This window comes from Spongiactinospora sp. 9N601 (genome assembly GCF_044326295.1).
GTDB lineage: Bacteria > Actinomycetota > Actinomycetes > Streptosporangiales > Streptosporangiaceae > Spongiactinospora > Spongiactinospora gelatinilytica.
This window is the reverse complement of sequence record NZ_JBIRBB010000013.1, coordinates 138,263-162,949: the sequence shown is the minus strand read 5'-3', so window position 1 is coordinate 162,949 and position 24,687 is coordinate 138,263. Positions and strand designations below refer to the sequence as shown.

The window sequence follows — 24,687 nt, the reverse complement described above, 5'->3', positions numbered from 1 at the left end:
GGCGTGCGTCGCTTTGTGTGCGCCGCTGTGTGTGCGCTGCGGGGGTTACGGCTTGCGGCGCTTGAAGAGGCCGCGTTTGGGGGCCCCACCCGGGCCCTCCTGGACCTCGGGCTTGGCGGCGGGGGGCTCGGCGTCGTCGCCCTGCTCGGGGAGCTCGGGCATGACGTAGACGGCCGTCGTGTCGGGCGTCGTGGGGGGCGGCTCGGGGCCGTAGCGCGGGGTGTCCGCGGGCATGCGGTACGGCGGGGGCGTGGAGTCCTGCTCGGCTGGAGAGCCCGGAGAGCCCGGGGAGAACCAGGTGGACGCGCTCTTGCCGCCCTCGTCCGGCTCCGTGAAGTCGTCGAAGCCACCGCGGTCGTGCGGGCCGCGCACCGCCCCGGCCGGCGGGTCGGACGGAAGCTCGGCGGCGGGCTTGTCGGTGGGCTTGGCCGGGCCGGCGTCGGCCTCCGGCTGCAACTGGAGCACCGGCTGCTGTTCGTACGGCGGGACGGGCTGCTGCGGCACCGGCACGAAGCTCACGACGGTCGTGTAGGCCGGGCCGGCCGGGTAGCCGCCGGGGACGTAGTTGGCGACATAGCCCGGACCCGCCGGGTAGCCCGGATAGCCCGGATAGCCGGGGTAGGCCGCCGGGTCACCGGCCACGCCGGGGCCCGCCGTGCGCACGGCCGCGGCGTGCGCCATGCGGCGCAGCTTCTTCTCGTAGAACAGCACCGCGAACAGCGCGAGCAAGGTCAGGACCAGCGCCGGGATGCCGAGCTGGCGGCTGAGCCTGACCCGGTCCGTCTCCGGGGTGCCCTCGCGCAGCTCGACCGCGATCGCCTCGGTGGTCTGCGCCTGCGTCACCATCGTCGCCTGACTGCTCGGCGGGGTGTTGAGCGGGGTGGCCGTGGCGGCGGGCAGGGAGACGGACTGCCCCACCGACGGGTCGGGCACGTCGGCGGTCGCCGTATTGGCGGGGATCTCCGGGATCTCCTGGCTGGGCAGCGGTTGCGGCTGCGGCGCGGCAGTGGTCGGGTCGGGCGCGGGCGGCGGCGTCTTGACCGGTTTGGTGGGCTTCGGCTTCTTCGGCTTCTTCGGGGTCACCGTGACCGTCTCGGTGACCTCGACCGGGTCGGTGTCCTCCGGGGTGACGGTGACGGTGACCGTCACCTCCGGCTCAAGGTCGGAGTCTTCGGGGACCTCGGGGCCCGCGTTTTCGGGCGGCTCCGGTTTCGTCGGCGAGGCGGCGACCACCGCTCGCGTACTGCCCGCGTCGGCTGCCGCGCTCGAACCGATCAGCGGAGCCGCCGCCAGCACTCCGGCACCGCACAGGCCGATCGTGACGACCAGCACGGACACGGCCTTGGCTCGCCCTTGTCGCGACACCCGTGTCCTCCCCGAACACTTCCAAGTCAAGGAAAACCCTAGATGGGTAAAACTAACAGCAAACCAGTGCGGGCAACACCGCTTTGCCGCCAATCCGACCGGCGGGCCGCACAATGGCGGCCGTCAATCGGGCTCGCCACGCCCCCTGCCGCGATCTCTTACCGCCGGCAGCGCCCACAACAGCCCGAGCAGCACGCCCACCGCGGCCAGTACGGCGGGCAGTCCGCGCAGCTCCGGGCGGGTGGCGTCGTCGCTCTTCGCCGCCGAGGCCACCGTGGTCAGCCGCATCGGCAGCGGCGGCGGGACCGGCGCGGGACCGGGCGCGTCGGCGACCACCGGCATCTGCGGCGGCTCCTGCACCGGCACCGGATCGGCCGACGGCGGGGCCTGAACCGGTGGGGTGGCGGGCTCCGCGGCACCGGGCCGCTTTTCGGCTGCTTTGCCGTCGGGCTTGTCATGACTTTTGTCGTCAGGTTTGCGGCTCTGCGTGGAATTCGGTTCGGCCCTTACTTCCCCATTGCGCGTATTCTCCGAGGGCTCTGCGGGTGCGACCGCCGGAGTCCAGACACGTTCGATCAGCCGGTCGGGATCGCCCTGCCCGGACGCCCCGGCGACGAGCTGGGCTCCGGCCTCGGTGAGGACCACGGTGGCGCTGCGGGCCGTCCAGCGGCCGTCGTACAGGAGGGTGTCGGCCCGTGCGGTCACGCGGATCTCGCCGGGCTCTGCGGATCGCACCCACACGTCGGCGTGGCGGGACTCGGGGATGGCCCCGAAGGCGCACTCCCCCGGCTCCCGCTCCGTAGTGCGGGTGGGGCAGTCGACGATCGCGGCCCCGGGCGGATCGGTGACGACGCTCAGCCGCGCACCCGCCGCCGGCCCGCGCAACTCGACCCGCACCCAGCGCCCCCACCCGGAGTCGGCGGCGGCCCCGCCGTACGAACCGAGCCCGGCCAGGCAGAACGCGGCCAGGCAGACGCCCGCCGAGCGGACACCCGGCGCGCGCGGCCCCCCACAACTCGCACCCACGGTAGTGGTTATATCGCGCTATGTGGCCGCTCAACCCTCGTCGAGCAGCTTCTCCACGGCTTGCACGATCGGCAGGTCGGCGGGCAGCCAGGGCACGGTGTAGAGGTCCGCGCGGGACAGCCAGCGCAGCTCCAGGTGCTCCTTGGGCTCAGGTACGCCCGCCACCACCTCGGCCAGCCACACCCGCAGCAGGTAGCCGTCGGCCAGCGCCCAGTCGCCGCCGACCCGCGCGCCCACCTTGATGAGCACGCCCAGCTCCTCGTCGCACTCCCTGATCAGCGCCGCCACCTCGGACTCCCCCGGGTTGACCTTGCCCCCGGGGAACTCCCACCCGCCGTACAGCGCGGGCGGCTCGGCGCGCTGCGCCGCGAGCAGCCGCCCACCGGCCACGATCGCGGCCCCCACGACGATCTGCTCAGCCTGCTCAGCCATGGAAAGTCATCATGTCAGCCCTGCTCCAGCCGTTCGAGCTGTTTCTTGACCGAGTCGGTGTCCAGCGGGCGGGTGAAACCGACCCGGCCCGGCCGGTTGGCGTAGCTGGTCACCTTGATCGGCCCGCACAGTGTGCATCTGGCCTCCAGCATCTTGCCCTTGGACACCACCAGCCCGACGTGCCCCGGGCTGTCGGCGCGCGTACCGGGCCCGGAATTGAAGTACACCAGGTCACCGGGCTGTTCGTCGCCGTCCTTGACGCGAACACCGAACGGCCATTGCACGAACGTCGTACGCGGAATCGTCAGGCCGGCGTTGCGGTAGGCCATGTAGATGACGCCCGAGCAGTCGAACGCGTCGGGCCCCGTGCCGCCCCAGCGGTACGGCTTGCCGCGCTGCGCCAGCGCGTAGTCGATGATCTTCTTGAGCACCTCGCCCTGCGCCGCGTCCACCATGGTCTGGTCGCACATCGGATCGGCCTCCGGCGGGCGTTTCACCTCGCCGTCCTTGGCGTACCCGCGGGCGAGGGCCAGCACCTGGTCCACGTACCACCAGGCGCGGTTGTAGGTGAACAGCGCCCTGCGCAGGTCTTCCGGAGCGCCGTTGCGCTTGAGCATCCGGGCCGCGCCCAAGATGGCGTCGGCCGGGTTGTAGACGTCGGCCCAGCCGTCGCCGTCGCCGTCGGAGGCGTACCCGTTGAACCGCGACGGGATCTTGATCTTGGACTTGCCGCCCCAGGTGCTGATCAGGAACTGCATCGGCCCGGCCGCGCCCGCCGAGTTGGTGCCGCTCTGCACGCCGGGGAGGCGGGACCGGCCGTGGTTGGTCTCCCGCTTGCCCACCCCGGCCAGGACGTTCCACTGCACGCCGATCTTCTTGCCGTGTTCCTTGTACAGCTCCAGGTACTCGGCGGGGATGTCGGAGGACGCCGTCCCCGACTGGTCCTCGTCGCCCTCGGAAACGGGCTCCGAGCAGTCCGGCATCGTGCCGCTGCCCCCCAGGATGGAGGGGAAGGTGCTCATCAGCATCGGCGCGATCACCAGCGTCATCAGAACCAACCCCGCCACGCCGACTAAGACCGCGATCCGGGCACGGGAGGTGTTCATGTCACCCCCTCGGGGACGGTGTTCGGGTCGCCCTCCTGTCCGGCGGTGGCGGGTTGCAGATCGTGTACCCGCCAGTCGCCGCCCACCTGGACGAGGGTGACGGCGAAGTCCTCGCTGCTCTGCGAGGGCACGTTCCTGACCGTCACCTTCCGGGAACCGGTCACGACGTAGGTCACCGACGTCTCGTCGATCTGCCTGATCTGCTTGACGGCGGCCGATCCCTCGGAGATCCGCTGCTCGGCGATGCTCTGCTCGATGACGCCGGGCGCGGCGACCGAGCGAGCCAGTTCGGCGCCCAGGTCGGCCGTGGTGAACCCCTTGAGGCGGTCGGCGTAGGCGTTCTGTGCCTCATCGAAGCGGAACGTGCCGTAGGCCGCGGTGAACCGGCGCGCCACGTCGGCCGTGGCGGCCAGTTCCTCCTTGGTCATCGGCAGGTAGGAGTAGATGTCGAAGGGGGCGTCGCTGGCGGTCGCGAGCGGCGGGCGCGGCGTCACCGGGGGCGCGCTCGGCGTGCGGCCGGGCTCGTACCTGCCGGCGTCCGCCGGCTCCCGCTCGCCGCCCGGCCACATGGTCAGGTACACCCCGACCAGCGCCAGTACCACGACCAGCGCGCCGAACACCAGCTTGCGCCGGTCACCTGCTGGGGCCATCCGTCAGTCCTTGTCGTGCCTGGACGGACGCAGCCAGAACGGCACGTCCGGCTCATCGCCCGAACGGCCGCCGCCGCCGGACAGCCACAGCGGCGGTGCCTCGGCCCGCCGCCCGCCGTCGCCTCCGCCGCCGCGCGCCGCCGGGCCTCTGCCCGAACCGCCCGCCGAGCCTCCCGAACGCCGGGACGCGCCGCCGTTCCCGCCGAACAGGCCGCCGCCGCCCGAACCACTGCTCGAACCGCCGCCGTTCGACGACCTGCCGCCGCCACCGCCGCCACCGCCGAAGAGGCCGCCGCCGGACCGGCCGCCCGACGTACGGCCGGCGGACCCGGAGCCCGGCGAACCGCCGCGCGCCCATCCGCCGCCGGACCTGCCGCTGAACCACCCGCCACGGCCCCCGGATCCGCCCGAACCGCCCGAGGTGCCGGACCCCGACACGCTGGGCGTGCCGCCGGTCCGCCCGCCGCGCACCGGCGCGCCGCCGGGTCGCTTGCCGGACAGGTCGAGCGGCGGGGCCGAGCCGGTGCGCGGCAGCGTCGTACGGGACGTGCCCGCCTTGCGCCGGGCGCCCGCCGAACCCTCGGTGTCCAGGGGGGCGGGCTGGCCGGCGACCGGCACGCGGGCACCGGAGGCGCCGCCCTGCGCCGCGCCCTCCTCGCCGCGTACCTTGCCCTGGGCGACGGCCGCCGCCGCGGCCGTGGCCGCGCCGCCGCTCGCCATCGCCGCGGCCTGGATGAGCGGCTCGGCCTTGCGCATCCCCCAGCGCCCGACCCGGTAGCCGGCCACCGGGGGCAGCACGTTGGCCGCCCGCGACAGCGACGGCGCTGCCGCCGCCTCGCCCAGCATCCGGGTGGTGAGCGTGTGCCCGTCCATCGAGGCGAACAGGTGCTGGAACGGCCTTCGGTAGAAGAACACCGCGATGGTCAGCAGCGCGATGAACAGGATCTGCATGCCCCACGGCATCGCGGTCGAGATGATCAGCGCGTACCCGTACACGAGCACGCCGAGGACCAGCGCCATCACCGCCTGCCGCAGCAGCGTGCCGATCACCATCTCCAGCCAGCGCAGCGCGATGATCCGCCCCGAGCCGGGGTGCACGCCGATCAGCAGGAAGATCGGCGCCAGGATCAGCAACAGCAGGAACCCGACCTTGAGCACCAGCAGCGACACCGCCACCAGGAAGATCAGCAACCCGGCGACCATGGCCGCGATCAGCGCGCCCAGTGAGATGCCCAGCCTGCTCATCCAGTCATGGCCGCTGAGCAGCGGATAGATCGAGGTGCCGTTGAGCTGCTTGATCACCTCTTCCTCGTAGCGCTTCTGGTGCGCCGAGGCCGCGGGCTGTTTTTCGACCTGCTGCTCCTGCCGGTCGATGGCCTGGATGTCGAGCATGAGCGCGCCGAAGTCGCGTACGACGGGCGCGTTGGGATCGGCGGTGCCGAACATGCCCATCAGCCACGGCTTGCAGGCGAGCGTGGACCACAGGGCGTCGGCGTTCTGCTCGACGCCCGCCGTACCGCCCTGGCCGTAACCGCCGGACTGCGGCGTGGCCTGCGCGGCCGGCGTGCCCTTGGGCGGCAGGCAGGATGCCCCGCCCGCGCCGGGCAGCCCGCTGAACGCCGAGTTGACCACCTCGGCCGTCTTGTCGGTGACGACCTTGCCCACGCCGGTGAAGTCGCCGGGGCGGCTGAAGAACCACACCGCGACGGTCACCGCGAGCACCATCCAGATGACGCCCTCGGCGGTCGTGGTGGCGCGTTTCCTGATCAGGCCGTACCAGGCCAGCCAGATCGCGCCGAGGATGACCAGCGGGCGCAGGTAGGGCCAGTACATCGCGTTGGCGAGGTTCGTGACGACGTCGTCGACCACGTCCTTGATCGACTGGAGCGGGCCCTCGGTCGCGGCGGCCTGGTAGGTGGTGATGGTGAGCCGGTCCACCGCCTTGGCCAGCGTGAAGATCATGTTGGCCCAGGCGTTGCCGAGCACCGCCACCACGTCGTCGCAGCCCAGGCCGTGGGTGTGCCAGTACAGGCCGGCCATGCCGTAGGCGCCGTAGTTGGTCTGCGTGGCCGGGTCGGGCGCCGGCGGGGCGGGCTGCGGGGTGGGCGCGGGGCCCTGCGTGACGGGCGGGACACCGCCCGGTGGCGGGGGCTGGAGCAGCCCGTCCACGCCGCCGCCGACGATCTCGGGGGCGAGGTCGGGCGACAGGTCGCAGATCGGCACCGCCGCCGACGCGGACGTGGGCACGGCGAACGGGACCGCCACTAATCCGACGAAAGCGATCAGCGCGATGCCGACCGCCTTCCGGATCCTTCGCCCGCGCCGCGCCTTCCGGCCGGGCCCGCCAGGCGGGTCAGGGGCCTTGCGGCGGAGCCGCGATGCGCGCCCGAGTAGTCGCCTGCCTCTGGTCAGGACACTTGCGAGGACACCCATCACCGGCCCCTGCGAGGGGACACTCATGACCGAACCTCCCGCGCCGCCGTCTCCGGCCTGCCGATTTCCTCTGGATCATGCCCGTTCTGGCCGGGCTTATCGTGTGTCGGATTCGTGTCAAGCCAGCGCAGCAGCTCTTCCGAGATAAGGTCCACCCCGATACGGCCCGCACGGCCGTCCAGATCCCGGAAGACGCATTCGCCGTTGCCCAGCGAGCGCAGCACCGCCTTGTGCTCCTCAAGGGCCTCGACCCCGAGCAGCGACATGACGTGGTCGACCTCGACCCGCTCGGTGGAGCGGAAGGCGAACACGGAGGAAAGACAGTTGGTGACCTGCTCGTTCAGCAGGTCGCCGGCGTTCTGGGAGACGAGCACCAGCGCGGTGTTGCGCGACCGGCCCATCCTGCTGACCTCGGGCACCAGCTTGGCGCCCTCCGGCGTGGAGGTGATCGCCCACGCCTCGTCCAGGAAGATCGCCTTGGGCGCGCGGCGGTCCAGCCCGTTCATCAGGCGGCGGGCGAACTGCGAGACCAGGTAGAGCAGCGCCACCGACAGCCGTTGCTCGTAGGAGTAGTCGTCGCGGGCGGTGGCGACGTCGGGCAGGGTGAGCCCACCGAGGGTGAAGACCGTGGTCCAGCCCTCGGGGTCGATCTGGTCGCCGCCCGAGGGGTCGAAGCACAGCCGGGCCAGGTGCATCTCCGACATCGACCGAAGCACCGCGCCGAGGTTCTTGGAGGCCGGGTCGTCGGCCTGCTCCAAGTAGTCGACGACCTTGCCGAGCGAGGGGTCCTCGCCGTTCGACACGGCGGCCACCGCCTGGATCATGGCCGACTCGCGCTCCTCCGACATCCGGGGCAGCAGCAGCCGCAGCGTCTCGGTCGCCATGGTCTTCTTGGCCGCGATGTCGTCGCCGAACGAGAACGGGTCGAGCAGCCCCGGCGCGGCCGACCCCAGCGGGATGATCCGCGCCTTGCGGCCCCGCTTGCGCAGCAGCTCGACCAGCGACTCGGCGTCGCCCTTGGGGTCGATCACCGCGACCGTCACCCCGCGCAGCGCCATCTGGTAGATCAGCAGCAGCGCCAGAGTGGTCTTGCCGCCGCCCGGCTCGCCGGTGATCGCGATCGCCGTCGGGCGGTTCCGCGCCGCCGCCACCAGCGGGTCGAAATGGACGATGCTGCGCGCCCTGCCCACCGACTCGCCGATGTACGGCCCGGCCCAGCCCGCGCTGGTCTCGTCGACGCGGTCGCCGACATCGACCGTCGCCACCGCCATGCCGCCCGCGATCGTGCGCAGCGGCTGGCGCTGGGCGTAGGCGTTGACGCGTACCCGCTCGCCCGGCAGCGCCTCGCAGAACAGCGAGAACTGGTCGCCGGTGGAGTTGACGATGTCGATGCCCATGTCGCGGTAGTGCTCGATGACCGCGTCCACCCGTTGCAGGCAGACCTCCTCGGTCGGCGCGGCGACGATCAGCCGGTGCCAGCCGTACACGAACGGCAGGCGCTCCTTGGTGATGCCGTGCTCCAGCATCCGCGCCGCGTCGATCTGCTCGGCCAGCGCGATCGGGGCCTCCGCGCCCGCCTCGCGGATGTGGATGTCCATGTCGCGGGCGTGCGCGAGCTTGCGGGCGACGTCCTTGCTGGCCTTGACCGGCGGGATGAGCCGCATCCGGCTGGACAGCTCCACCGGGAACGGGAGCTGGTCGGCGAAGTGGCTCCACGGCTCGCCGTCCGGGAACGGCATCAGGTCGGGGAACCTGGCGAAGGACAGGTGGGCGACGTAGGAGTCGCCGGCGGTCTGCTCGATGCGCAGCAGCGACCTGCCGTTGTGGATCTGGCCCTCGACCAGCGCCTCGATCTCGCCGCGGCCCCAGCGCCGCTTCGGGCTCGCCGACGGCGGCGGGTCGCCGAGCGCGCCGGTCGCGGCGTGCTGGAACAGCCAGGCGATCTCGGTGGAGGTGGCGTGCCTGGCGTACAGGGCGCTTGCGGCCAGGGCCCTGCCTAGGCGTTCGGCCTGTTCGGTCCACTTGGTGATCTCGCCGTCGGGTACGTGGTCGTCGTCCAGGCCGAGGGCCTTCTCACCGCGCTGGTAGTAGCCGAAGAGCTGGGCGAGCACGCCGGTGCCGAGCTGCGCGCCGCGCGGGCCCAGCCGTACGCCGATGTAGACCTCCTTGGACCAGAAGTCCTTCGCCCAGACGTGGCCGTACATCTCCTCCAGGTACTCCCGCCAGCCCGGGCCCTCGTCGGAGGTGGCGTTGAGCGCCATCGCCCATTCGGCTGCCGGGTAGGCCCGGTGCGCCACCCGCAGGTGGACCTCGGCGTCGGACATCCGGATGGCGGCCAGCGCGATCGTGATGTTGGTGGCCAGCGCCTCGCGCTCTTCGGGGGTGACGAACTCGTAGTTCACGGTGGGCAGCCGGAAGTAGGCCCAGGCCGCCGAGTCGGTCAGCAGCACCCGATCGTCGAAGTACCGTACGGCCAGGCGGCTGCGGGCCCTGGCCGATCGGCCGCTCATCGCCCGCCCGCCATCGCGTGTCGTACCGCGATCCGTCCCACGGTCACTGCGCCACTTCCTCCTCGCTCCGCTTGCCCTGGTTGCCTGTGCCTGTGCCTGGGTTGCCGGTGTGCGGTGGTACCGCGAAGCCCGCGACCACGACGCCCGCCAGCGCCAGGTAGGCCCGCCGGCCGGCCGCGCGCATCCGCTCCGGCTCCACGGGACCGCTGCCGCCCGGGGCCAGGTCGTCCTCCCAGGGCACCCGGACGATGGCCCGGCAGCGCCCGCGGGCCACCGCCTCGGCCTGCTCCACGGCGGCCATGCTGCGCCGGCTCACGCCGTTCACCACCATGATCGCCCGGCGGCGCAGCTCGGCGCAGCCGTGGCCGTCCAGCCACTCGTAGGTCATCGCGACCGCGTCGGGGCCGTCCTCGCTGGCCGGGACCACCAGGACGAGCTGGTCCGCGTACGGCAGGAACCGCGCCGCCAGCGCCGCGGCCGGATCGACCACCACCAGCCGGTAGTAGTGGTCGAACATGTCCATCGCCTGGCCGATCCGCTGGTCGGAGAACAGCGTGCGGTCCGCCATCCGCTGCTCGGCCCCCGCGTCGGTGTCCGCGCCCACCACCTCCAGGCCGGACGGCGTGCGGGTGGTGTAGGCGCGCATCCCGAGGTAGCCGCCGACGTCGTCGAGACCGGCCAGCAGTGAGCTGAGCGTCTCGGGGGAGTCGGCCTGGATCTTGCCGGTCAGGGTGTTGTCGCCGGTGTTGGCGTCGAGGGCGAGTACGCCGTCGTCGCGGTGCATGGCGAAGGCGTGGCCCAGCATCAGCGCCGTCGTGGTCTGTCCGGCGCCGCCCGTACAGCCCAGCACGACGACCCGGCGGCTGCCGTTGAACACGGCCCTGGCCCGGGCCTCGTCGATCTCCGAGCCGTCCGTACGGCTGCCGCCGGAACCGATGACGACCTGCGCGAGCCGCCGCCAGCCGCCGCCCGAGCCGTCCCGGCCGACGACCGATTCGACCCGGCGGACCTTTCCGCCGCCGCCCTCGGTCGGGGGCGCGACGGGCACCGGCGCGGGCGGCTCCTGCACGGCCCTGATCGAGACCCGCGGCTGCCCTTCCTGCTGGGCGCTCTCCCTGAACGGGCCTTGACGGCTTTCGCGCGGCGGACCCTGGCGCTTGGGGCCGGGGAGCGCAGGCACGCCGTTCTCCGAGGCCGCCTCCCGCCCGGCGGGACCGCCCTCCAGCCCACGCCCTGCGGCCCGCCGGCGCGCGGCGGCCTGCCGCTCGGCCTCCTCCCGCGCCGCGGCCTCCCGCTCGGCGGCCTCCCGCCGGGCCCGCTCCCGCGCCGCCGCGGCCTCCCGCTCAACCCGCTGCCGCCGCGCCCGCTCCAGCGCCGCAACCTCCTGCCGCTGCACCGCCTCCGCCGTCACAACCTCCCGCTCAGCCGCTTCACGCTCTTCCCGCTCAGCCTGTGCCCGAGCGGCAACCTCACGCTCTTCCCGCTCTGCGGCCTCACGCTCAGCCTGTACGCGAGCAACGGCCTCCCGCTCCGCCTGCTCAGCCCGCTCACGATCTTCCCGCTCCCGGACAGCAGCCTCACGCACTTCCCGCTCAGCGGCGTCCCGTTCCGCCTGCTCAGCCTGTGCCCGAGCAGCAGCCTCACGCTCAGCGGCCTCCCGCTCAGCGGCCTCACGTTCCGCCCGCTCAGCCCGCTCACGATCTTCCCGCTCCCGGACAGCAGCCTCACGCTCTTCCCGCTCAGCCTGTACGCGAGCGGCAGCCTCACGCTCCCGCTCAGCGGCGTCCCGCTCCGCCTGCTCAGCCTCCACGCGGGCAACGGCCTCCCGCACTTCCCGTTCAGCCAGCTCCCGCTCAGCCTGTATGCGAACAGCGGCCTCCCGCTCAGCGATCTCACGTTCCGCCCGCTCAGCCCGCTCACGATCTTCCCGCTCCCGGACAGCGGCCTCACGCTGTTCCCGCTCGGCCAGTACGCGAGCGGCGGCCTCACGCGCTTCGCGCTTCTGCCGAGCCGACTCCAGCGCCGCGAGTTCCTGTTCCTGCAGCTCCCGCTCGACCTGCTCTCGGGCAGCGGCCTTGCGTTCCGCCTGCTCCAGGGCAGCGGACTTCTCCCGCTCATCCCGCCGAACCGACTCCGGCGCCACAACCTCAAGCTCAGGCTCAGGCTCCGCGCTACCGGCCTCCAGCCGCTCGTGTTCGACCTGCTCCACCGCGCCGGCCTCGGGCTGCTCCGGCTCAGCCTGCTCGCGAGCAGGGGCCTCCTTGGCCCGTGCCGCCGCCTGGCGGCGTGCCCGCTTCGGTGCCGCCGCAGCCGGTCGCTCCGGCTCGGCCTGTTCCGCAGCCTCGACGCCCTGCTCAGGATGCTCACCAACGGCGGCCTCCTCCCGCTCGGCCTTGGCGCGAGCGGCCGGTGCCTCCGGCTCGGGGTCTTGCCGCTGGGCCTCTTCTGCGGCCTCCCCCGGGTCGGGGGGCCAGACGAGGCGGGCGTCCGGGGGCCGGGAGGCCGGGAGCGGGGGCTGGCCACGGCGGTGGCTGTCGCGGGCCGACTCGCCGGTCTCCGGCGCGGCCTCCTGCCCGCCCCCGCCGATCCCGCCGTAGGCCGCCTTGCCCGCCCCGCCGTACGAGGACGACGACGAACGGTCACCCCCGCCAGGACCGTCCACGGACGCGGCGAGCCTGCGCAGGCGGCGCAGCGCGTCGGCCCCGATCGGCGCGACGGGGGCCGCCGGCTCGCGGCGCTCGACCGAAGGCGAAACCGAGGCGGCAACAGCCGACGAATCAGGCGAACTCACCGCAGAACCCGCAGAACCCACAGAGCCCGCAGAACCCACAGAGCCATCCGCAGGACCGCCGGACTCGCGCGCCCCCTCCTCTGCCCCCTCACCGCGATCGGGCACCACCCGAAGGTGTTCCTCTCCCCGCTCGGACCGCAAAGGGGGCGCAGCGGGCCGCTCAGCGCGTTCCTGGGGGCCTTGGGCCTGAGGCTCCTGGGCCGGAGCGCGGAAGGCGACGGACGGCAGCGCCACGGACGCCCGGTCCGGCGGCGCGACCGGCGTGCCCGGGGACGGCGACAGCGCCGGAGCCACCCCTCTGCGGGGCGTACGGCCCGCGCCCAGGGCCGGCGTCTCACGCGTGCCGGACACCGCCGGCGCGGCCTCGGGCGCGACCGGCGCGGTGGTGGCGGCGGCAGCCGCGGCGGCCACGGCCGGGCGTACCTGACCGGCCGGTGTGGCCCGCTGCGCCCGCCCGCGGGCCTTGGCCGCGTGCCGGGCCTTGCGGGTGGCCTTGACCTTGACCGGCTCGGGCAGCGCGGCGGCCCGCCAGACCCGCGCGTGGAAGACGATCTCGGCGGGTTCGGCGCTCGGCGCCATCCGGCACCACGTACGCGGCTCGCCGAGGTAGCGGAGCTGGGACTGAAGCAGCTCGTTGAGCCGCTTGCTCTCGATGACCGGACGGGTGGACAACCAGGTGACGATGCCCGGCGGAACGAGGTAGACGACGTGCCACGGAGTCACGAAGTCCAGGCCGACCAGCCAGAGGAACAGCGACCAGGGCACGAGGACGCCCATGAAGACACCGATCCACACGATCGGAAGCGGCATCGGCAGCCGTAGGTCGTACAGCTTGTAGAGCCGTTTCTCGATACGCCAGATATTGGTATATGTGGGCAGGTCCACGCGCTCCTCCTCTCCGCACCTTAGATCCGTCGCGCTCGCGCGGGCAGTACTCTGCTCGCCTCACTCTCGTGTGCCGGGGACCGCTTCATCCGCTTCATCATCAATGACCGCGGCGACCCGTTCTCAATCCTTCAATTGCCGATGCCCAGCGCGCCCGCGATGGCGCGGGCGGTCACCTCGATGATGTTGGGCACGTAGAAGATCACCCCGATCGCCACCGCGAGAATGATGAACTGAACGAACCTGGTGATTTCCCTGGTGAAGAGGAAGAAAAGCGCGACGACGGAGACGATCACCAGGAACAGCGGCCCGAAGAACCCGCGCAGGAAGTCGGCCAGGCCCTGGGTGTCCACGCCCTCCGGAGCGGCCGGCGTGGGCGACGCCGCCGCTTCGAGTGGCAGCGCCGCGACGTCGATGACGTGCAGCACAACGCTTTGCAGACTCAATTCCTGTCCTCCTGGGGGAATGGATCGGCCACGGACGAGTGGCGTCGGACGGCGGCCATCATTCTCACCCCACGGAGCGGTCTGCGCCGCGGATGTCCTTCACGTACCATCTCTCGCCCTGCTTTTCGACGGTGAGCCGGTAGGACTGGGTGAGCGTCCCGCTCCCCTGGGTGCCCCCGGTCGACGTCGGCTCGGCGGCCGGCGGCGCGGCGGGGACCAGGCCCCAGACGACGACGGCGGTGATGTCCCTGATGGTGCCGCCGGGCGGAACCACCAGGTCCTGGAGTTTGACGAAGGTGAAGGCCCCTCCGAAGCTCTCCAGTTTCGTACCGCTCACATAGCGCTGCAGCGCGACGGTGTCGCCCTTGGCGTACGCCTCGAAGAACGCCCCGAGCTGCTGTCGCAGCTCGCCCGCGGTCGTCTCGTCACGGTCGGGCTCGGCCTCCTGCGGCAGGGCGGCCTTGGCGGGCGCGGGCAGTACGGCGGGGCGCTCGGAGACCACGAACCTGCCGTCGGAGTAGAAGACCGGCACGGAAAGGAGCATCCGCCGGTTGCCGGACTGGAAGATCAGGTTGACCTTCGCGTGCTGGGCGTCGGTCACATCGACCCCGTACGGCTGAATGGCCCCGGCCGACATCTGGCCCGCGCCGTCCCATCCGAACTGCCCGTCAGAGGTGCCTTCCGGCAGGAACGGCGCCAGTCTCCCGGCCCTTTCCTGGGGCTGGGCGCCGTTCATATTGAGATATGCGGCGGCGAATTGATTGGCGAACGACGCGGCGCGGTCGGCGGGGAAACCGGTCCCGGCCGACGGCGCGGCCTGGCCGGACGACGAATCACCCTGGGTGAAACGCTCGAATGGCGCGCGCACCCCGTTGAACACGATGACGATGATGAGCGCCCACAGCACGGCCCGGCCGGCCCACACCAGCCACCGCCCGCCGCCGCCGACCCATCGGCCGCGCCGGGGGCCGCCGCGCCCGCGGGCGGCGGGGGTCTCGGCCTCGCCGGGGTCCGGGTACGCCGACAGCTCAGGATCGCCTGGGACCCGAGGGTCCCGCCGGACGATCGACCTTCGAGCCATCACGCCTCCGCTCGCGCCGATCCCCACGGCATGGCGCGGTGTCGTCTTACTCTCGATCCCGTTATCGGTGGTGAAGCAATCACCCTAGCGGCCCTGCCAATTGTTCCAGGAAAGCCACGCCCATGCTGCAGCCATCACCGTAACCGAGCAAACCGGGTGTTCGTCCCTGATGACCCCGCATGCGGGGCTCTGCCCATCGGACAAAGCGGGTTATACCAGGCCAGAGGCCCCTCAATTACCTAACGGCTACGTGTTGCTGTCCCCACCGCTCCTGGACTGTCGCGACCTGCGCATATGTGGCCATTCAGCGACATCTTGTCACTGGTGCAGCACCAGGCCGAGTCAGGTGTGTCACACCCGACTCACACCGAATCGGTCTGACCGCACTGGCCGCGCCGACCGGTCTGACCGCTTTGCTCACCGGCCGCGGTGAGCCGTACGCCGAAGTCGTCCAGTTCGGCGGCCAGCCGGGCGCTCGGCGGCAGCGCGCGCGGCAGGCGGGACTGCAGCGCCGCGCCGAAGCCCGCCATGTGCACGATGTGGGCGATCAACGCCTCCTGGTCGTCCGGCCACGGGAAGGACGGCTGGGCGATCAGCAGTGAGACGCACCCGTGCACGGCCGACCACAGACCGAGGGCAAGGGTCTCCGGGTCGCCCTGCAGTACTCCCACCCGCACACAGGCCGCGACGGCGGCGACCATGTGGCGGAAGGCCGCCGCGGCGGCGGCGGGCACGCCTGGGCCCGCCGAAGGCCGCATCATCAGCACCCGGTACTGCGCCGGGTGGTCCAGGGCGAACCGCGCGTACGCCCGGCCGCAGCGTCCCAGGGCCAGGAACGGGTCACCGCCCCGGCTCTCGGCGAAGATCCGGCCCAGCTCGTCCCAGGCGCGCAGGCAGACGGCCTCGACCAGCTCCTCCTTGCCGGCGAAGTGCAGGTAGACCGAAGGCGTGGTGACACCGGCCCGCACGGCGACGGCGCGGACCGTCAGCGCGTCCTCGGTGCCGGTCTCGGCGAGCAGTTCGCCGGCCGCGCGCAGGATCTCCTCGCGCAGCAGCACGCCCTCACCGCGGCGGGCCCGCACTCGCCTCGTGGTCGCCATGTGTACAGGTTGACGACGTTAGGTTAACGATGTCAATCTGAATCACGGAGGAAGGGGTCACATGTCAACATTTGGTGAGGCGACCGCGGTGTCCGCGCGCGGCGCGGGCCGGTACACGGCCGAGCTGGACCCGCTGTGGGCGGTGGGCGTCCGGCCGCAGGGCGGCTACATGATGGCCATCATGGGCCGGGCGGCGCTGGACGCGGCGGCGAACGACCGCCACCCGCACGTCACCTCGGTCGGCGCGACCTTCATCGAGCCGCCGGTCCCCGGCCCGGCCGAGGTCACCGTCGAGCTGCTGCGCTCGGGCCGTACGCTCACCCAGGCGCGGGCCCGGCTGTCCCAGGACGGCAGGCCCATGGTCGACGCCGTGCTCACCCTCGGGCTGCTGGACGACTCCGGCCCCGAGTGGTCGGCCGTCCAGCCGCCGAGCATCCCGCCCGAGGACGAGTGCGTCCTGGTGCCCAACGATCCGCCCGTGACCGGGTTCACGATCCCGCTGATGGACGTGGTCGAAGTGCGCATCGCCCCCGGCGACCTCGCCTTCATGTTCGGCGCGCCGCGCCGCGAGGGCGTCACGCACTCCTGGCAGCGACTCAAGGACGGCTCCGACTGGGACCCGCTGAGCCTGCTGGTCGCCCTCGACCCCGTTCCGCCGGCCTCCTACGACCTGGGCGTCCCCGGGTGGGCCCCGACGGTCCAGCTCACCGCCTACATTCACCGCCTGCCCACGTCCGGCCCGATCCGCGTACGGCTGAGCGCGACGGACCTCGGCGGCGACCGTATGCACGAGACGGCCCAGGCATGGGACGCCAAGGACCGCCCGGTCGCCCAGGCCACGCAGCTCGCCGCCATCCGCGTCCCCGGCTGATCAGTGGCCGCCGTCTGACGTACGGGGGCGGCCTGACAGGTACGTGAGCCCGGCCGTGAGCGCCATCAGGCCCGCCGCGAGGTACGGCAGGGCGGCGGCGCCCCACCCGGCGAGGCCGAGCGCCCCGACCGCCCCCGACAGCGAGACCGCGAGGTACACGGCGGACTGGTACAGCGAGGTCACCATTCCCGCGCCGTGCCGGGCCAGCGTGATCAGCAGGTGCTGCTGCGGCGTGGTGACCGAGAAGGACAGGAAGCCGGCCACCAGCGTGGTCGCCACGGCGGCCCCGATCGCCCCCCGGCCCAGCGGCATCAGGACGAAGACCACGGCCAGGATCAGCGTCACGGCGATGATCACCTCGCGCGGGCCGCGCCGGTCGGCCAGCTTCCCGGCGGCGAGGTTGCCCGCCGTACCGGCGACGCCGAAGGCGAGCAGCAGTACGGCCAGCAGCGCCCCGCCCCCGGTGGCCGGGGCGAAGATCTCGCTGATGTACGTGTACGGGATGTAGATCCCGGTGAACGCCACCACCGTGGTGAGCAGCACTCCCAGGACCCTCCGGTCGCCGAGCGGGGCCAGGAAGGCGCGCAGGCCCGCGGTGGCCCCGGCCGCGACGGCCGGCAGGCGCAGCGCGATGGGCGGGACGGCCAGCATCCCGAGCGCGGTGACCAGCCACATGGTGGCCCGCCAGTCCAGCCGGTCGCCGACCACCGTGCCCAGCGGCGCGCCCAGGACCAGCGACGACGTCATGCCGAACATCACGATCGCGATGGCCCGGCCGCGTTCGCGCTCCCCGGCCAGCAGCGCCGCCGTGGCGCTGGCGGTCGCGGTGAACAGCGCCGCGCCCGCGGCGGCGATGGCCCGCGAGGCGAGCACGAGCCCGTAGTCGGGGGCGAGCGCGGTGATCGCGTTCCCGACGGCGAACACGGCGAGCGCGGCGACCAGTACGGCCCGCCGCGACCACGAGGCGGTGAGCACCGCCAGCACCGGGGCGAGCACCGCGTACGCGATCGAGAACACCGTCACGAGCTGCCCCGCCGCCGCCACGCTGACGTGCAGCGACGCGGCCACGGACGGCAGCAGCCCGGCGATCACGAACCCGTCCGTACCGACCGCGAACGCCCCGAACGCGAGCACGGCTGCGTGCGGACGCCATCGGACGGTGGGCGGGGCCGTTGGGATGACTGAAGGGGTCATGAAGGAAGCCTTCCGATAGCCATCGGTAGTTACGACGTTCATCGTAATAGAAGTCCGATGGGTATCGTAGAGGGGGACGGTCATCGAAGGAGCGAGCATGGAGACCTGGCTGGCACAGCCGGACCTCGACGAGATCGACGTCGGCACGGTCCTGTCGGCCCTCGCCGACCCGACGCGGCTACAGATCGTGCGCCTGCTCGACGTGCTCGGCGAGTCCACCTGCACCGCCCTCGACCTGCCGGTCAAGGTCTCGACCGTGTCACACCACGTCAACATCCTCAGACACAGCGGCCTGGTCTCCACCCGCCTGGACGGCAACGCCCGCCCCAGCCGACTCCGCCGCGACGAACTAGAACGGCGATTCCCGGGACTCCTGACATCAGTCCTCACCGCCACCCCCCCACGCACCACCTGACGCAGCCGCGGCCACCCGCCCAAAATGGACCTCACTCCACTCGCCCTGTGTCCCCCTGAGGGCGCGCCACCGCGCGCCGCCCCAACACGCGCACTACCGGGCGTCGCCCCAGCACGCGCTACCGCGCACAATCGCCCTCGCTTCGCTCGGCCTGCATTCCAAAGGCCGGGCTCCGCCCGGCACTACCGCCCCAAGCACACCGATTCCCGCCTCAACGCCCCCAGCACCGCGCTACCGGGCGTCCCTCCAGCACGCGCTACCGCGCGCATTCGCCCTCGCTTCGCTCGGCCTGCTTTCCCAAGGCCGGGCTCCGCCCGGCGCTATCGCCACCAGCACACCAATTCCCGCCTCAACCCACGACCAAGCCCCCAAGGAACCCCGTCCTACGCGGCCTTCGGACCGTAAGCCTTCACCAACTCCAGGCAAGTCACTCGGCTCGTACGCCCTTGCGAGATACCGTTTCTGTGTTTCCAGCCGCACCCCCCACAGTCGTAGAAAGGGTCGTCCTCGTCGAACCGCAATGCTCTGAGGCCAGCCGGTGAGATGATCGTTTTCGAACTAAAGGAAATCACGGCCAGCGCCAGAAAAACCCGCAGGTCAGCAAGTGTGCTCCCCGCACGCGCGGGGATGGTCCCAGGGGGCGCTTGCCGCGCGGGGCGATGGGGAAGTGCTCCCCGCACGCGCGGGGATGGTCCCGCCATCGCGGCCCCGATTTCGTGCGGTTCGAGGTGCTCCCCGCACGCGCGGGGATGGTCCGGAGCCCCCTCGTGACCGACGCCGTGCCTGGCCGTGCTCCCCGCACGCGCGGGGATGGTCCTCGACCATGAGGGGACCGTCCACCCCCAGACGGGTGCTCCCCGCACGCGCGGGGATGGTCCCCCGCTGCTGCGGCACATGCAGACCGAGATGGCGTGCTCCCCGCACGCGCGGGGATGGTCCGGATAGGGCGATGTTGGCCAGCAGCGGGGACAGGTGCTCCCCGCACGCGCGGGGATGGTCCCGGATCGTGAACATCCTCCGGACGCGTCTGGCTGTGCTCCCCGCATGCGCGGGGATGGTCCCGCGCAGGCCAGGTACGCCACTGACGCTCGCGAGTGCTCCCCGCACGCGCGGGGATGGTCCGCGGCTGGCGGAGGTCAACGCCGACGCGAAGTCGTGCTCCCCGCACGCGCGGGGATGGTCCCGTGTTCGTGACGCACCCCCACATGTGGGACGAGTGCTCCCCGCACGCGCGGGGATGGTCCGTGCATGAGGACGATGTCCAGACTGGTGGTCCAGTGCTCCCCGCACGCGCGGGGATGGTCCCGGCGGCTCGCTCTCCGGTCCGGTGACTCTGAAGTGCTCCCCGTACGCGCGGGGGTGGTCCTTTCGTCGCCCTGGACAAGCTCGAATTCGCGCCGTGCTCCCCGCACGCGCGGGGGCGGTCCGATCAGGGAAAGGCTCAGAGTGCTAAGACATCCGATCTACCTAAGGTGTCAAGCCAACACCTGTCCGATCTTCAGCGATGGCCACGTTGGCTCACGCTAACGCTCTGCCATTGGCTAGGAAGTATGCATGGAGATCATCGAGCGCAGCCTTACCGTCCCCTACGAAGGGGTCATGTCAGCGCCCCGAGAAGGTGGCGACGTCGGTGTCCTTGTCCTGGCCGGCTCCAGCGGGCGCATCGACACCGAGCGGTCGCGCGTGCTGGCCCGGCAGGGTGCCGTCGCGTTATCGATCCGCTGGTTCGGCGGCCCTGGGCAGTCACCGGGAATCTGTGAAATCCCGCTGGAGACTTTCACCACCGCCATCGACCTGCTCCTGGATGTCGGCGTGCGACGCGTCGGCGTCCTAGGAGTCTCCAAAGGCGCCGAGGCCGCGCTGCTCACCGCCGGACTCGATCCCCGTGTCGATGCGGTGATCGCGCTCGCACCCACCTCGTTGGCCTGGGCGAACATCGGGCGGGGCGTCGATGGGCATATCCATCCGTACCGATCTTCATGGACCTGGCGGGAAGAGCCGGTGCCGTTCGTCGGCTACGACGACACATGGTCTCCAGCAGAGCCGGAAGGTTCCCCGGTGGCTTACCGCACGCTCTATGAACACAGCCGTGCGAGGTTCGCTCAAGCAGCAGAGGCAGCGGCGATCCCTGTCGAGCGAGCGTCGAGTGATCTTCTGCTTGTCGCGGGCGCGGATGACCAGATGTGGCCGTCGCTGCCCTTCGCCGAGGAACTGGCCGCCCGCCGCTCGGCGGCGGGACGTCCGGCTCGTATTGTCAGCAGCCCCGATGCGGGCCACCGCCCCTGTCTGCCCGGGGAGTCACCTGCTCCGCCGTCGACAAGCTACCTGTACGGAGGATCACCGGATGCGGACGCCTCTTTGGGAGCGGCCGCGTGGCCGTACATCCTCCAGATCCTTCAGCTCATGCCATGAGCCCCATAAAGTGGCGGAACGCCGCAAAATTCGCCGTAGACCCTGCGTTCCCGCAGGCAGTGAAACAGGCAGCCGAGCATCCGGTTGAAGGTATTGCGCGGCGCGCTGGACGGCCGGTCGCCGTCAGCCCTGCGGCGGTCGTAGTGCGCTCGGGGCCTGGTGCTGCTCGGAGTGAGGCGAAGGCCCAGACGTAGCCGGCGGCGGCCAGGGCTTGGTTCTTCACCTTGCGATGGCGAAGCACCAGGCTTTTCCCTGAGGGGCGGGTGATGGGCGCCGGGCCGGGGATGTGCCGGATCTCCGTCGTCCAGGTGAACTCGCGGGCAGGCGTACGCAGTCTTCGCAGTCTGGTCTTCATGACCTCGTCCTCCTCTCCTGGCTGGAGCGTCGCGTCTCGTACTGCGGGCGGTTCGTTCAGGGGGCCTCGACGCTGGAGATGCGGTACTTCCGCACCTCGGCGGCCTGGATCTGGACGGCCTGATCTTCCTCCTGGCCCGCGCCGCGAAACCGCTCGACGTCCGCGTCGGACTCCCAGCGTTCGTAGACGTTGATCCGGCCGGGCTCGACCAGATCGGCCGACAAGGCGAAGTCAAGACACCCCGGAGCCGTACGGGCCTGTTCGACGATCTCGGCGCACCCGGCCAGGTAGGCGTCTCTGGCGTCGGCCGCGACGTACAGCTTCCCGGAAATGATGATCATGTGAGCCCCCAGTACTCCGTTCCGCTACTTCACCCGGCGGCGAACGACAGCCCCCTGGCCGCCAGTTCCTCTTCCAGAATCCGGATCGCCTTGGGACCGACCCCGTGGATCTTCAGCAGCGTGGCCGGCGTGACCGTGGTGAGCTGGTCGAACCGCGTGTAACCGTGCAGCGCCAGCTCCCGCCGGGAGACCTTGCCCATCCGCTGTGGGAACTCGGTCTCCTGCGGGACATCTGCGGCGGACATCCGGCCCTCCCCTCCCCATCCCATAAACGATCTTGAAGTCCTTCGAGTCTAACCGGCCGCACCGACAATTTCCGATGCCCCGCGCACAGGCGAAAGAGGGGTCCGGTCATAGGGCCGGACCCCTCTTCCCGCGAGAGCCCTTACGGAAGGGGCCCCGTGACGCTCTCGATCCAGGGACGGTGCGCGGCGGCGTCGGCGTAGATGCCCGCGCCCACCTCGCACAGGGCGCTCATCCGGTTGAACACGCCGACCAGCTTCCAGGTACCGCCGCTCGGTACCAGCAGCGGGCCGCCGGAGTCACCCTTGCAGGGCCCGGCGATGTCGTCCGGGTTGCCCGTGCAAAGCTCCCAGCCGGGCTTCACCGGGCCGCCCGGGTCGCCGCAGACGCTCGCCGGCCGTATCGCGGAGTCGAGCTGCTGGAGCACATCCGCGGTGCACAGGAACGGCCCCTGGTTCGTACACCCCCAGCCGATGAGCCGCGTCGGGTCGCCTTCGGCCGGGCTCGCGCCGATGCGGATCGGCGTGCCGGACACCGGCCGGTCGAGCTTGAGCAGCGCGATATCGCGCGCGGCCGTGCCGTCGGGGTGCGGGACGATCTCGGTGACCGCGCGTACCGTGCCACCGCTGTCCCACCTCAGGCCGCCGATCCGCAGCCGGAGGTCTGCGGGCTGGTCGCCGTCGGTGCAGTGACTCGCCGTCACCACCCACGAGGGCGCGATGAGACTGCCGCCGCAGAAATGCTTGTACTCACCGTCCACCACGGATTGGAGGGAGACCATGAACGAATAGGGCGCAGGGGCGTTCACGCCGCCCACGATGGCCTGCGCGGCCGGCGGACCGGCCAGAACGAGGCCGACTGTCGAGATACAGAAGGCTAGGAATAACCCGAGTCTTCGCACGCTGTCACTTCTTTCATGTCGGAGGGTCGTGGTGGCGGGATCGATCCGCCAGGTAAGACTTCACAACCACAAAAGAACTGCGCGAATGACTCTTCACCGATCAGGTGTCCACCGGACAGACCATAAACTGCTCATTTTCAGCCCGCAATGGACGCCGGGGCCGGTCGGTTCCGATGTTCACCGGACCGGGATATCGGTTCCGCGCTCGCTTTCCGGGCGAGGCCGCAGATGCGCCGGTCGGCTTCGGCTTCGGTGATGGCGACGTCGTTGATGCTCGCCTCGCGGTTGCTCGTCAAGCCGTGCTCGTCGAACTCCCACATCTCGTTGCCGTGGCTGCGCCACCATCGGCCGTCGGCGTCGTGCCACTCGTACTGGAAGCGGACGGCGATGCGGTCGTCGGAATAGGCCCAGAGGCTCTTGCGCAGCGCGTAGTCCATACGCGGGCCTCCTTGACGTCGAGAACGGGCGTTCTCGACAAGGAGCCGTGATGAGCGAAGAACGTCCGCCCTTCCCGCCCTTCACCTGGGACACCGCGCTGCGGAAAGCCCGCCCCGATCACCGAAGAGCAGGACCGCCGGGATCGTGAAGCGCTGCTGGACGCGGCGGAGGTCCAGGCGGCCGAAGACGCCTGGAACACCCGTGATCCCCGCCGGGTGGCCATGGCCTACACGCCCGACTCGGTATGGCGGAACCGGGATCAGTTCCTGAGGGGCCGGGAGGAGATCGTCGCCTTTCTGACCGCGAAATGGGCGCGCGAAAGGCGCTTTTCTACGCGCAAGGCGTCCAGGCCGTCGGGATGGATCAGATCCGCACGGCGTCCAGGCTGCCGCTGAAACGGATCTATCGACTCTTCGCCACCAAAGAAGACCTGGTGGTCGGTGTACTCCGGCGCAGGGACCAGCGATGGCGAGCACGTTTGTCCACCTGCGTGGAGCAGGTCACCGAACCACGCGCGGGTGCTCGCCATCTTCGACTGGCTGGCCGGCTGGTTCGCCGAAACCGGTTTCCGCGGCTGCGCCTGGATCAACGTACACGGCGAACTCGGTTCCACCTCAGCACCGGTGGCGGCCGAGGTCCGGGCGCACAAGCAGGCGTTCCACGACCAGATCCACACCTGGGCCCGCGCCGCCGGGCTTTCGGACCCCGAGCCGGTCGCCCTGCTCGCCGAAGGGGCCATCGTCACCGCCGGCACCACCGGCGACCCCCGCCCACGCCCGGCACACGCGCGCCGCAGTCGAGAAATTCCTCACAAGACCCTGAATCGCCGAGCGCTTTCAGGAAAGCGGCCCGGTGATGCCTTCTATCCAGGTGCGGTGGGCGGCGACGTCGGTGTAAATGCCCTTGTACTCCTGGCAGAAGGTGTCGTACATCCGGCTGAACGCGCCGAGCAGCCGCCAGGTGCCATTATCGCCAGGGACGAGCAGCGGCCCACCGGAATCGTTCTTACAAGGCCCGGCCTGAGTCTCCGGATTTCCGGTGCAGATCTCGGAGGCAGGATCGATCGGATTCTCCGCGGCGGCGCAGTCGCTCACCGGTCGCACTGTGGAGTCGAGTTGCTGGAGCACTTCGGGAGGCGAGCAGAACGCCTGCCCCGGCCTCCTACAGCCCCAGCCGATGAGCCGGGCCGGGCTCCCCTCGGCCGGACGGACGCCTATCCGGACCGGGACGTTCGCCAGCGGCTGATCGAGCTTCAGCAGTGCCAGGTCATGCGCATTCGGCGCACCTCCCGGATACAGGACGACCTGGCTGACTCCGCGGGTGCTGCCGCCGCTGTCCCAATCCAGGCTGCCGATCCGGAGGGTGAGGTCTTGCGGCGCGTTCTCGTACTTCGCGACGCAATGGTAGGCGGTGACGACCCACGACGGCGCGACAAGGCTGCCGCCGCAGAAATGTTCGCCACCGCTTTGCAGGGAGGTCATGAACGAATAGGGGCTCGTTGCGTCCTGCCCGCCGATGATGGCCTGTGCCGGCATCGCGCCGCCGAGCAAGACGGCGAACACGGAGACGCAGAGCGCAATGACAAGCCTGAGTTTTCGCATGACGCCTTCCTCTTCCGTGGACTTCCGTGGACTTCCGTGGAGTTCCGCGGAGTTCCGTGGACTTCCGTGGACTTCCGTGGACTTCCGTGGA

20 protein-coding genes, 2 pseudogenes and 1 CRISPR repeat array are annotated in these 24,687 nt (G+C 71.2%); of the genes and pseudogenes, 4 read left to right on the top strand and 18 right to left on the bottom strand.

Annotated features, from left to right (window positions below; translation table 11 throughout):
- Nucleotides 1-45 precede the first annotated feature (45 nt).
- From ACH34R_RS29320 to ACH34R_RS29270, 11 genes are all read right to left on the bottom strand, one after another.
- Entirely contained in the window at nt 46-1,365 is a 1,320-nt protein-coding gene (locus tag ACH34R_RS29320) for a hypothetical protein (RefSeq protein ID WP_397564759.1), read from the bottom strand.
- A 123-nt stretch (nt 1,366-1,488) separates the two neighbouring features.
- Complete coding sequence (locus ACH34R_RS29315) at nt 1,489-2,391, bottom strand: hypothetical protein (protein WP_397564758.1); 903 nt, start codon at nt 2,389-2,391, stop codon at nt 1,489-1,491.
- Nucleotides 2,392-2,421: 30 nt separating this feature from the next.
- The gene (locus tag ACH34R_RS29310) at nt 2,422-2,823 is read right to left on the bottom strand and encodes a (deoxy)nucleoside triphosphate pyrophosphohydrolase (protein ID WP_397564757.1); all 402 of its coding nucleotides are present in this window, start codon (nt 2,821-2,823) and stop codon (nt 2,422-2,424) included.
- Nucleotides 2,824-2,837: 14 nt separating this feature from the next.
- Nucleotides 2,838-3,929 carry a C40 family peptidase gene (locus ACH34R_RS29305; protein WP_397564756.1) on the bottom strand — a complete coding sequence of 364 codons (1,092 nt, stop codon included), beginning with the start codon at nt 3,927-3,929 and terminating at the stop codon, nt 2,838-2,840.
- A complete protein-coding gene (locus ACH34R_RS29300; protein WP_397564755.1) occupies nt 3,926-4,579 on the bottom strand; it encodes a hypothetical protein in 654 nt (217 codons plus the stop codon). Before ACH34R_RS29300 ends, ACH34R_RS29305 begins: the two co-directional genes overlap by 4 nt.
- A 3-nt stretch (nt 4,580-4,582) precedes the next feature.
- Nucleotides 4,583-6,844 (bottom strand): type IV secretion system protein, encoded by a 2,262-nt coding sequence (locus ACH34R_RS29295; RefSeq protein WP_397564754.1) that lies wholly within the window; start codon nt 6,842-6,844, stop codon nt 4,583-4,585.
- Nucleotides 6,845-7,035: 191 nt separating this feature from the next.
- A complete protein-coding gene (locus ACH34R_RS29290) occupies nt 7,036-9,522 on the bottom strand; it encodes an ATP-binding protein (RefSeq protein WP_397564753.1) in 2,487 nt (828 codons plus the stop codon).
- 43 nt (nt 9,523-9,565) lie between these two features.
- On the bottom strand, nt 9,566-13,198 hold the full coding sequence (locus tag ACH34R_RS29285) for a TcpE family conjugal transfer membrane protein (protein ID WP_397564752.1): 3,633 nt from the start codon (nt 13,196-13,198) through the stop codon (nt 9,566-9,568).
- Nucleotides 13,199-13,329: 131 nt separating this feature from the next.
- Complete coding sequence (locus tag ACH34R_RS29280; protein ID WP_233507507.1) at nt 13,330-13,599, bottom strand: hypothetical protein; 270 nt, start codon at nt 13,597-13,599, stop codon at nt 13,330-13,332.
- A 109-nt stretch (nt 13,600-13,708) separates the two neighbouring features.
- The gene (locus tag ACH34R_RS29275) at nt 13,709-14,725 is read right to left on the bottom strand and encodes a conjugal transfer protein (protein ID WP_397564751.1); all 1,017 of its coding nucleotides are present in this window, start codon (nt 14,723-14,725) and stop codon (nt 13,709-13,711) included.
- A gap of 362 nt (nt 14,726-15,087) precedes the next feature.
- Nucleotides 15,088-15,825 (bottom strand): TetR/AcrR family transcriptional regulator, encoded by a 738-nt coding sequence (locus ACH34R_RS29270; protein ID WP_397564750.1) that lies wholly within the window; start codon nt 15,823-15,825, stop codon nt 15,088-15,090.
- Nucleotides 15,826-15,886: 61 nt separating this feature from the next.
- Here ACH34R_RS29270 and ACH34R_RS29265 point away from each other — a divergent pair, with 61 nt between their 5' ends.
- Nucleotides 15,887-16,696 carry a thioesterase family protein gene (locus tag ACH34R_RS29265; protein WP_397564749.1) on the top strand — a complete coding sequence of 270 codons (810 nt, stop codon included), beginning with the start codon at nt 15,887-15,889 and terminating at the stop codon, nt 16,694-16,696.
- Here the strand turns inward: ACH34R_RS29265 and ACH34R_RS29260 are convergent, their stop codons facing one another.
- Nucleotides 16,697-17,890, bottom strand: coding sequence for an MFS transporter (locus tag ACH34R_RS29260; protein ID WP_397564748.1), 1,194 nt, complete (start codon nt 17,888-17,890; stop codon nt 16,697-16,699).
- A gap of 97 nt (nt 17,891-17,987) precedes the next feature.
- On the opposite strand from ACH34R_RS29260, the gene ACH34R_RS29255 reads away from it, so the two are divergent.
- A complete protein-coding gene (locus ACH34R_RS29255; RefSeq protein ID WP_397564747.1) occupies nt 17,988-18,305 on the top strand; it encodes an ArsR/SmtB family transcription factor in 318 nt (105 codons plus the stop codon).
- A gap of 606 nt (nt 18,306-18,911) precedes the next feature.
- A CRISPR array of direct repeats spans nt 18,912-19,725; the repeat unit is 21 nt; unit sequence GTGCTCCCCGCACGCGCGGGG.
- Nucleotides 19,726-19,859: 134 nt separating this feature from the next.
- A complete protein-coding gene (locus tag ACH34R_RS29250) occupies nt 19,860-20,717 on the top strand; it encodes an acyl-CoA thioester hydrolase/BAAT C-terminal domain-containing protein (protein ID WP_397564746.1) in 858 nt (285 codons plus the stop codon).
- A 411-nt stretch (nt 20,718-21,128) separates the two neighbouring features.
- Here ACH34R_RS29250 and ACH34R_RS29245 read toward each other — a convergent pair whose 3' ends face one another.
- From ACH34R_RS29245 to ACH34R_RS29230, 4 genes and pseudogenes are all read right to left on the bottom strand, one after another.
- A complete protein-coding gene (locus ACH34R_RS29245) occupies nt 21,129-21,413 on the bottom strand; it encodes a putative quinol monooxygenase (protein ID WP_397564745.1) in 285 nt (94 codons plus the stop codon).
- A 29-nt stretch (nt 21,414-21,442) separates the two neighbouring features.
- Nucleotides 21,443-21,658 (bottom strand): hypothetical protein, encoded by a 216-nt coding sequence (locus tag ACH34R_RS29240; protein ID WP_397564744.1) that lies wholly within the window; start codon nt 21,656-21,658, stop codon nt 21,443-21,445.
- A gap of 140 nt (nt 21,659-21,798) precedes the next feature.
- The gene (locus tag ACH34R_RS29235; protein WP_397564743.1) at nt 21,799-22,464 is read right to left on the bottom strand and encodes a S1 family peptidase; all 666 of its coding nucleotides are present in this window, start codon (nt 22,462-22,464) and stop codon (nt 21,799-21,801) included.
- A gap of 270 nt (nt 22,465-22,734) precedes the next feature.
- Nucleotides 22,735-22,994: pseudogene (locus ACH34R_RS29230) on the bottom strand (DUF1348 family protein); the annotation flags it as partial.
- A 50-nt stretch (nt 22,995-23,044) separates the two neighbouring features.
- Here ACH34R_RS29230 and ACH34R_RS29225 point away from each other — a divergent pair.
- A pseudogene (locus tag ACH34R_RS29225) lies at nt 23,045-23,339 on the top strand (DUF1348 family protein); the annotation flags it as partial.
- On the opposite strand, the gene ACH34R_RS29220 reads toward ACH34R_RS29225, so the two are convergent.
- Nucleotides 23,255-23,584 carry a hypothetical protein gene (locus tag ACH34R_RS29220; RefSeq protein WP_397564899.1) on the bottom strand — a complete coding sequence of 110 codons (330 nt, stop codon included), beginning with the start codon at nt 23,582-23,584 and terminating at the stop codon, nt 23,255-23,257. The pseudogene ACH34R_RS29225 and the gene ACH34R_RS29220 sit on opposite strands and share 85 nt — an antisense overlap.
- Nucleotides 23,585-23,831: 247 nt before the next feature.
- Nucleotides 23,832-24,596, bottom strand: a complete 765-nt coding sequence (locus ACH34R_RS29215) for a S1 family peptidase (protein ID WP_397564742.1) — start codon at nt 24,594-24,596, stop codon at nt 23,832-23,834.
- Nucleotides 24,597-24,687 lie beyond the last annotated feature (91 nt).

Excerpts from the sequence above, each read along its gene's own strand:
- ACH34R_RS29310 (WP_397564757.1), bottom strand. The coding sequence starts at position 2,823 with ATGGCTGAGCAGGCTGAGCAGATCGTCGTGGGGGCCGCGATCGTGGCC.
- ACH34R_RS29305 (WP_397564756.1), bottom strand. The coding sequence starts at position 3,929 with ATGAACACCTCCCGTGCCCGGATCGCGGTCTTAGTCGGCGTGGCGGGG.
- ACH34R_RS29300 (WP_397564755.1), bottom strand. The coding sequence starts at position 4,579 with ATGGCCCCAGCAGGTGACCGGCGCAAGCTGGTGTTCGGCGCGCTGGTC.
- ACH34R_RS29290 (WP_397564753.1), bottom strand. The coding sequence starts at position 9,522 with ATGAGCGGCCGATCGGCCAGGGCCCGCAGCCGCCTGGCCGTACGGTAC.
- ACH34R_RS29275 (WP_397564751.1), bottom strand. The coding sequence starts at position 14,725 with ATGGCTCGAAGGTCGATCGTCCGGCGGGACCCTCGGGTCCCAGGCGAT.
- ACH34R_RS29270 (WP_397564750.1), bottom strand. The coding sequence starts at position 15,825 with ATGGCGACCACGAGGCGAGTGCGGGCCCGCCGCGGTGAGGGCGTGCTG.
- ACH34R_RS29265 (WP_397564749.1), top strand. The coding sequence starts at position 15,887 with ATGTCAACATTTGGTGAGGCGACCGCGGTGTCCGCGCGCGGCGCGGGC.
- ACH34R_RS29260 (WP_397564748.1), bottom strand. The coding sequence starts at position 17,890 with ATGACCCCTTCAGTCATCCCAACGGCCCCGCCCACCGTCCGATGGCGT.
- ACH34R_RS29255 (WP_397564747.1), top strand. The coding sequence starts at position 17,988 with ATGGAGACCTGGCTGGCACAGCCGGACCTCGACGAGATCGACGTCGGC.
- ACH34R_RS29250 (WP_397564746.1), top strand. The coding sequence starts at position 19,860 with ATGGAGATCATCGAGCGCAGCCTTACCGTCCCCTACGAAGGGGTCATG.
- ACH34R_RS29245 (WP_397564745.1), bottom strand. The coding sequence starts at position 21,413 with ATGATCATCATTTCCGGGAAGCTGTACGTCGCGGCCGACGCCAGAGAC.
- ACH34R_RS29240 (WP_397564744.1), bottom strand. The coding sequence starts at position 21,658 with ATGTCCGCCGCAGATGTCCCGCAGGAGACCGAGTTCCCACAGCGGATG.
- ACH34R_RS29215 (WP_397564742.1), bottom strand. The coding sequence starts at position 24,596 with ATGCGAAAACTCAGGCTTGTCATTGCGCTCTGCGTCTCCGTGTTCGCC.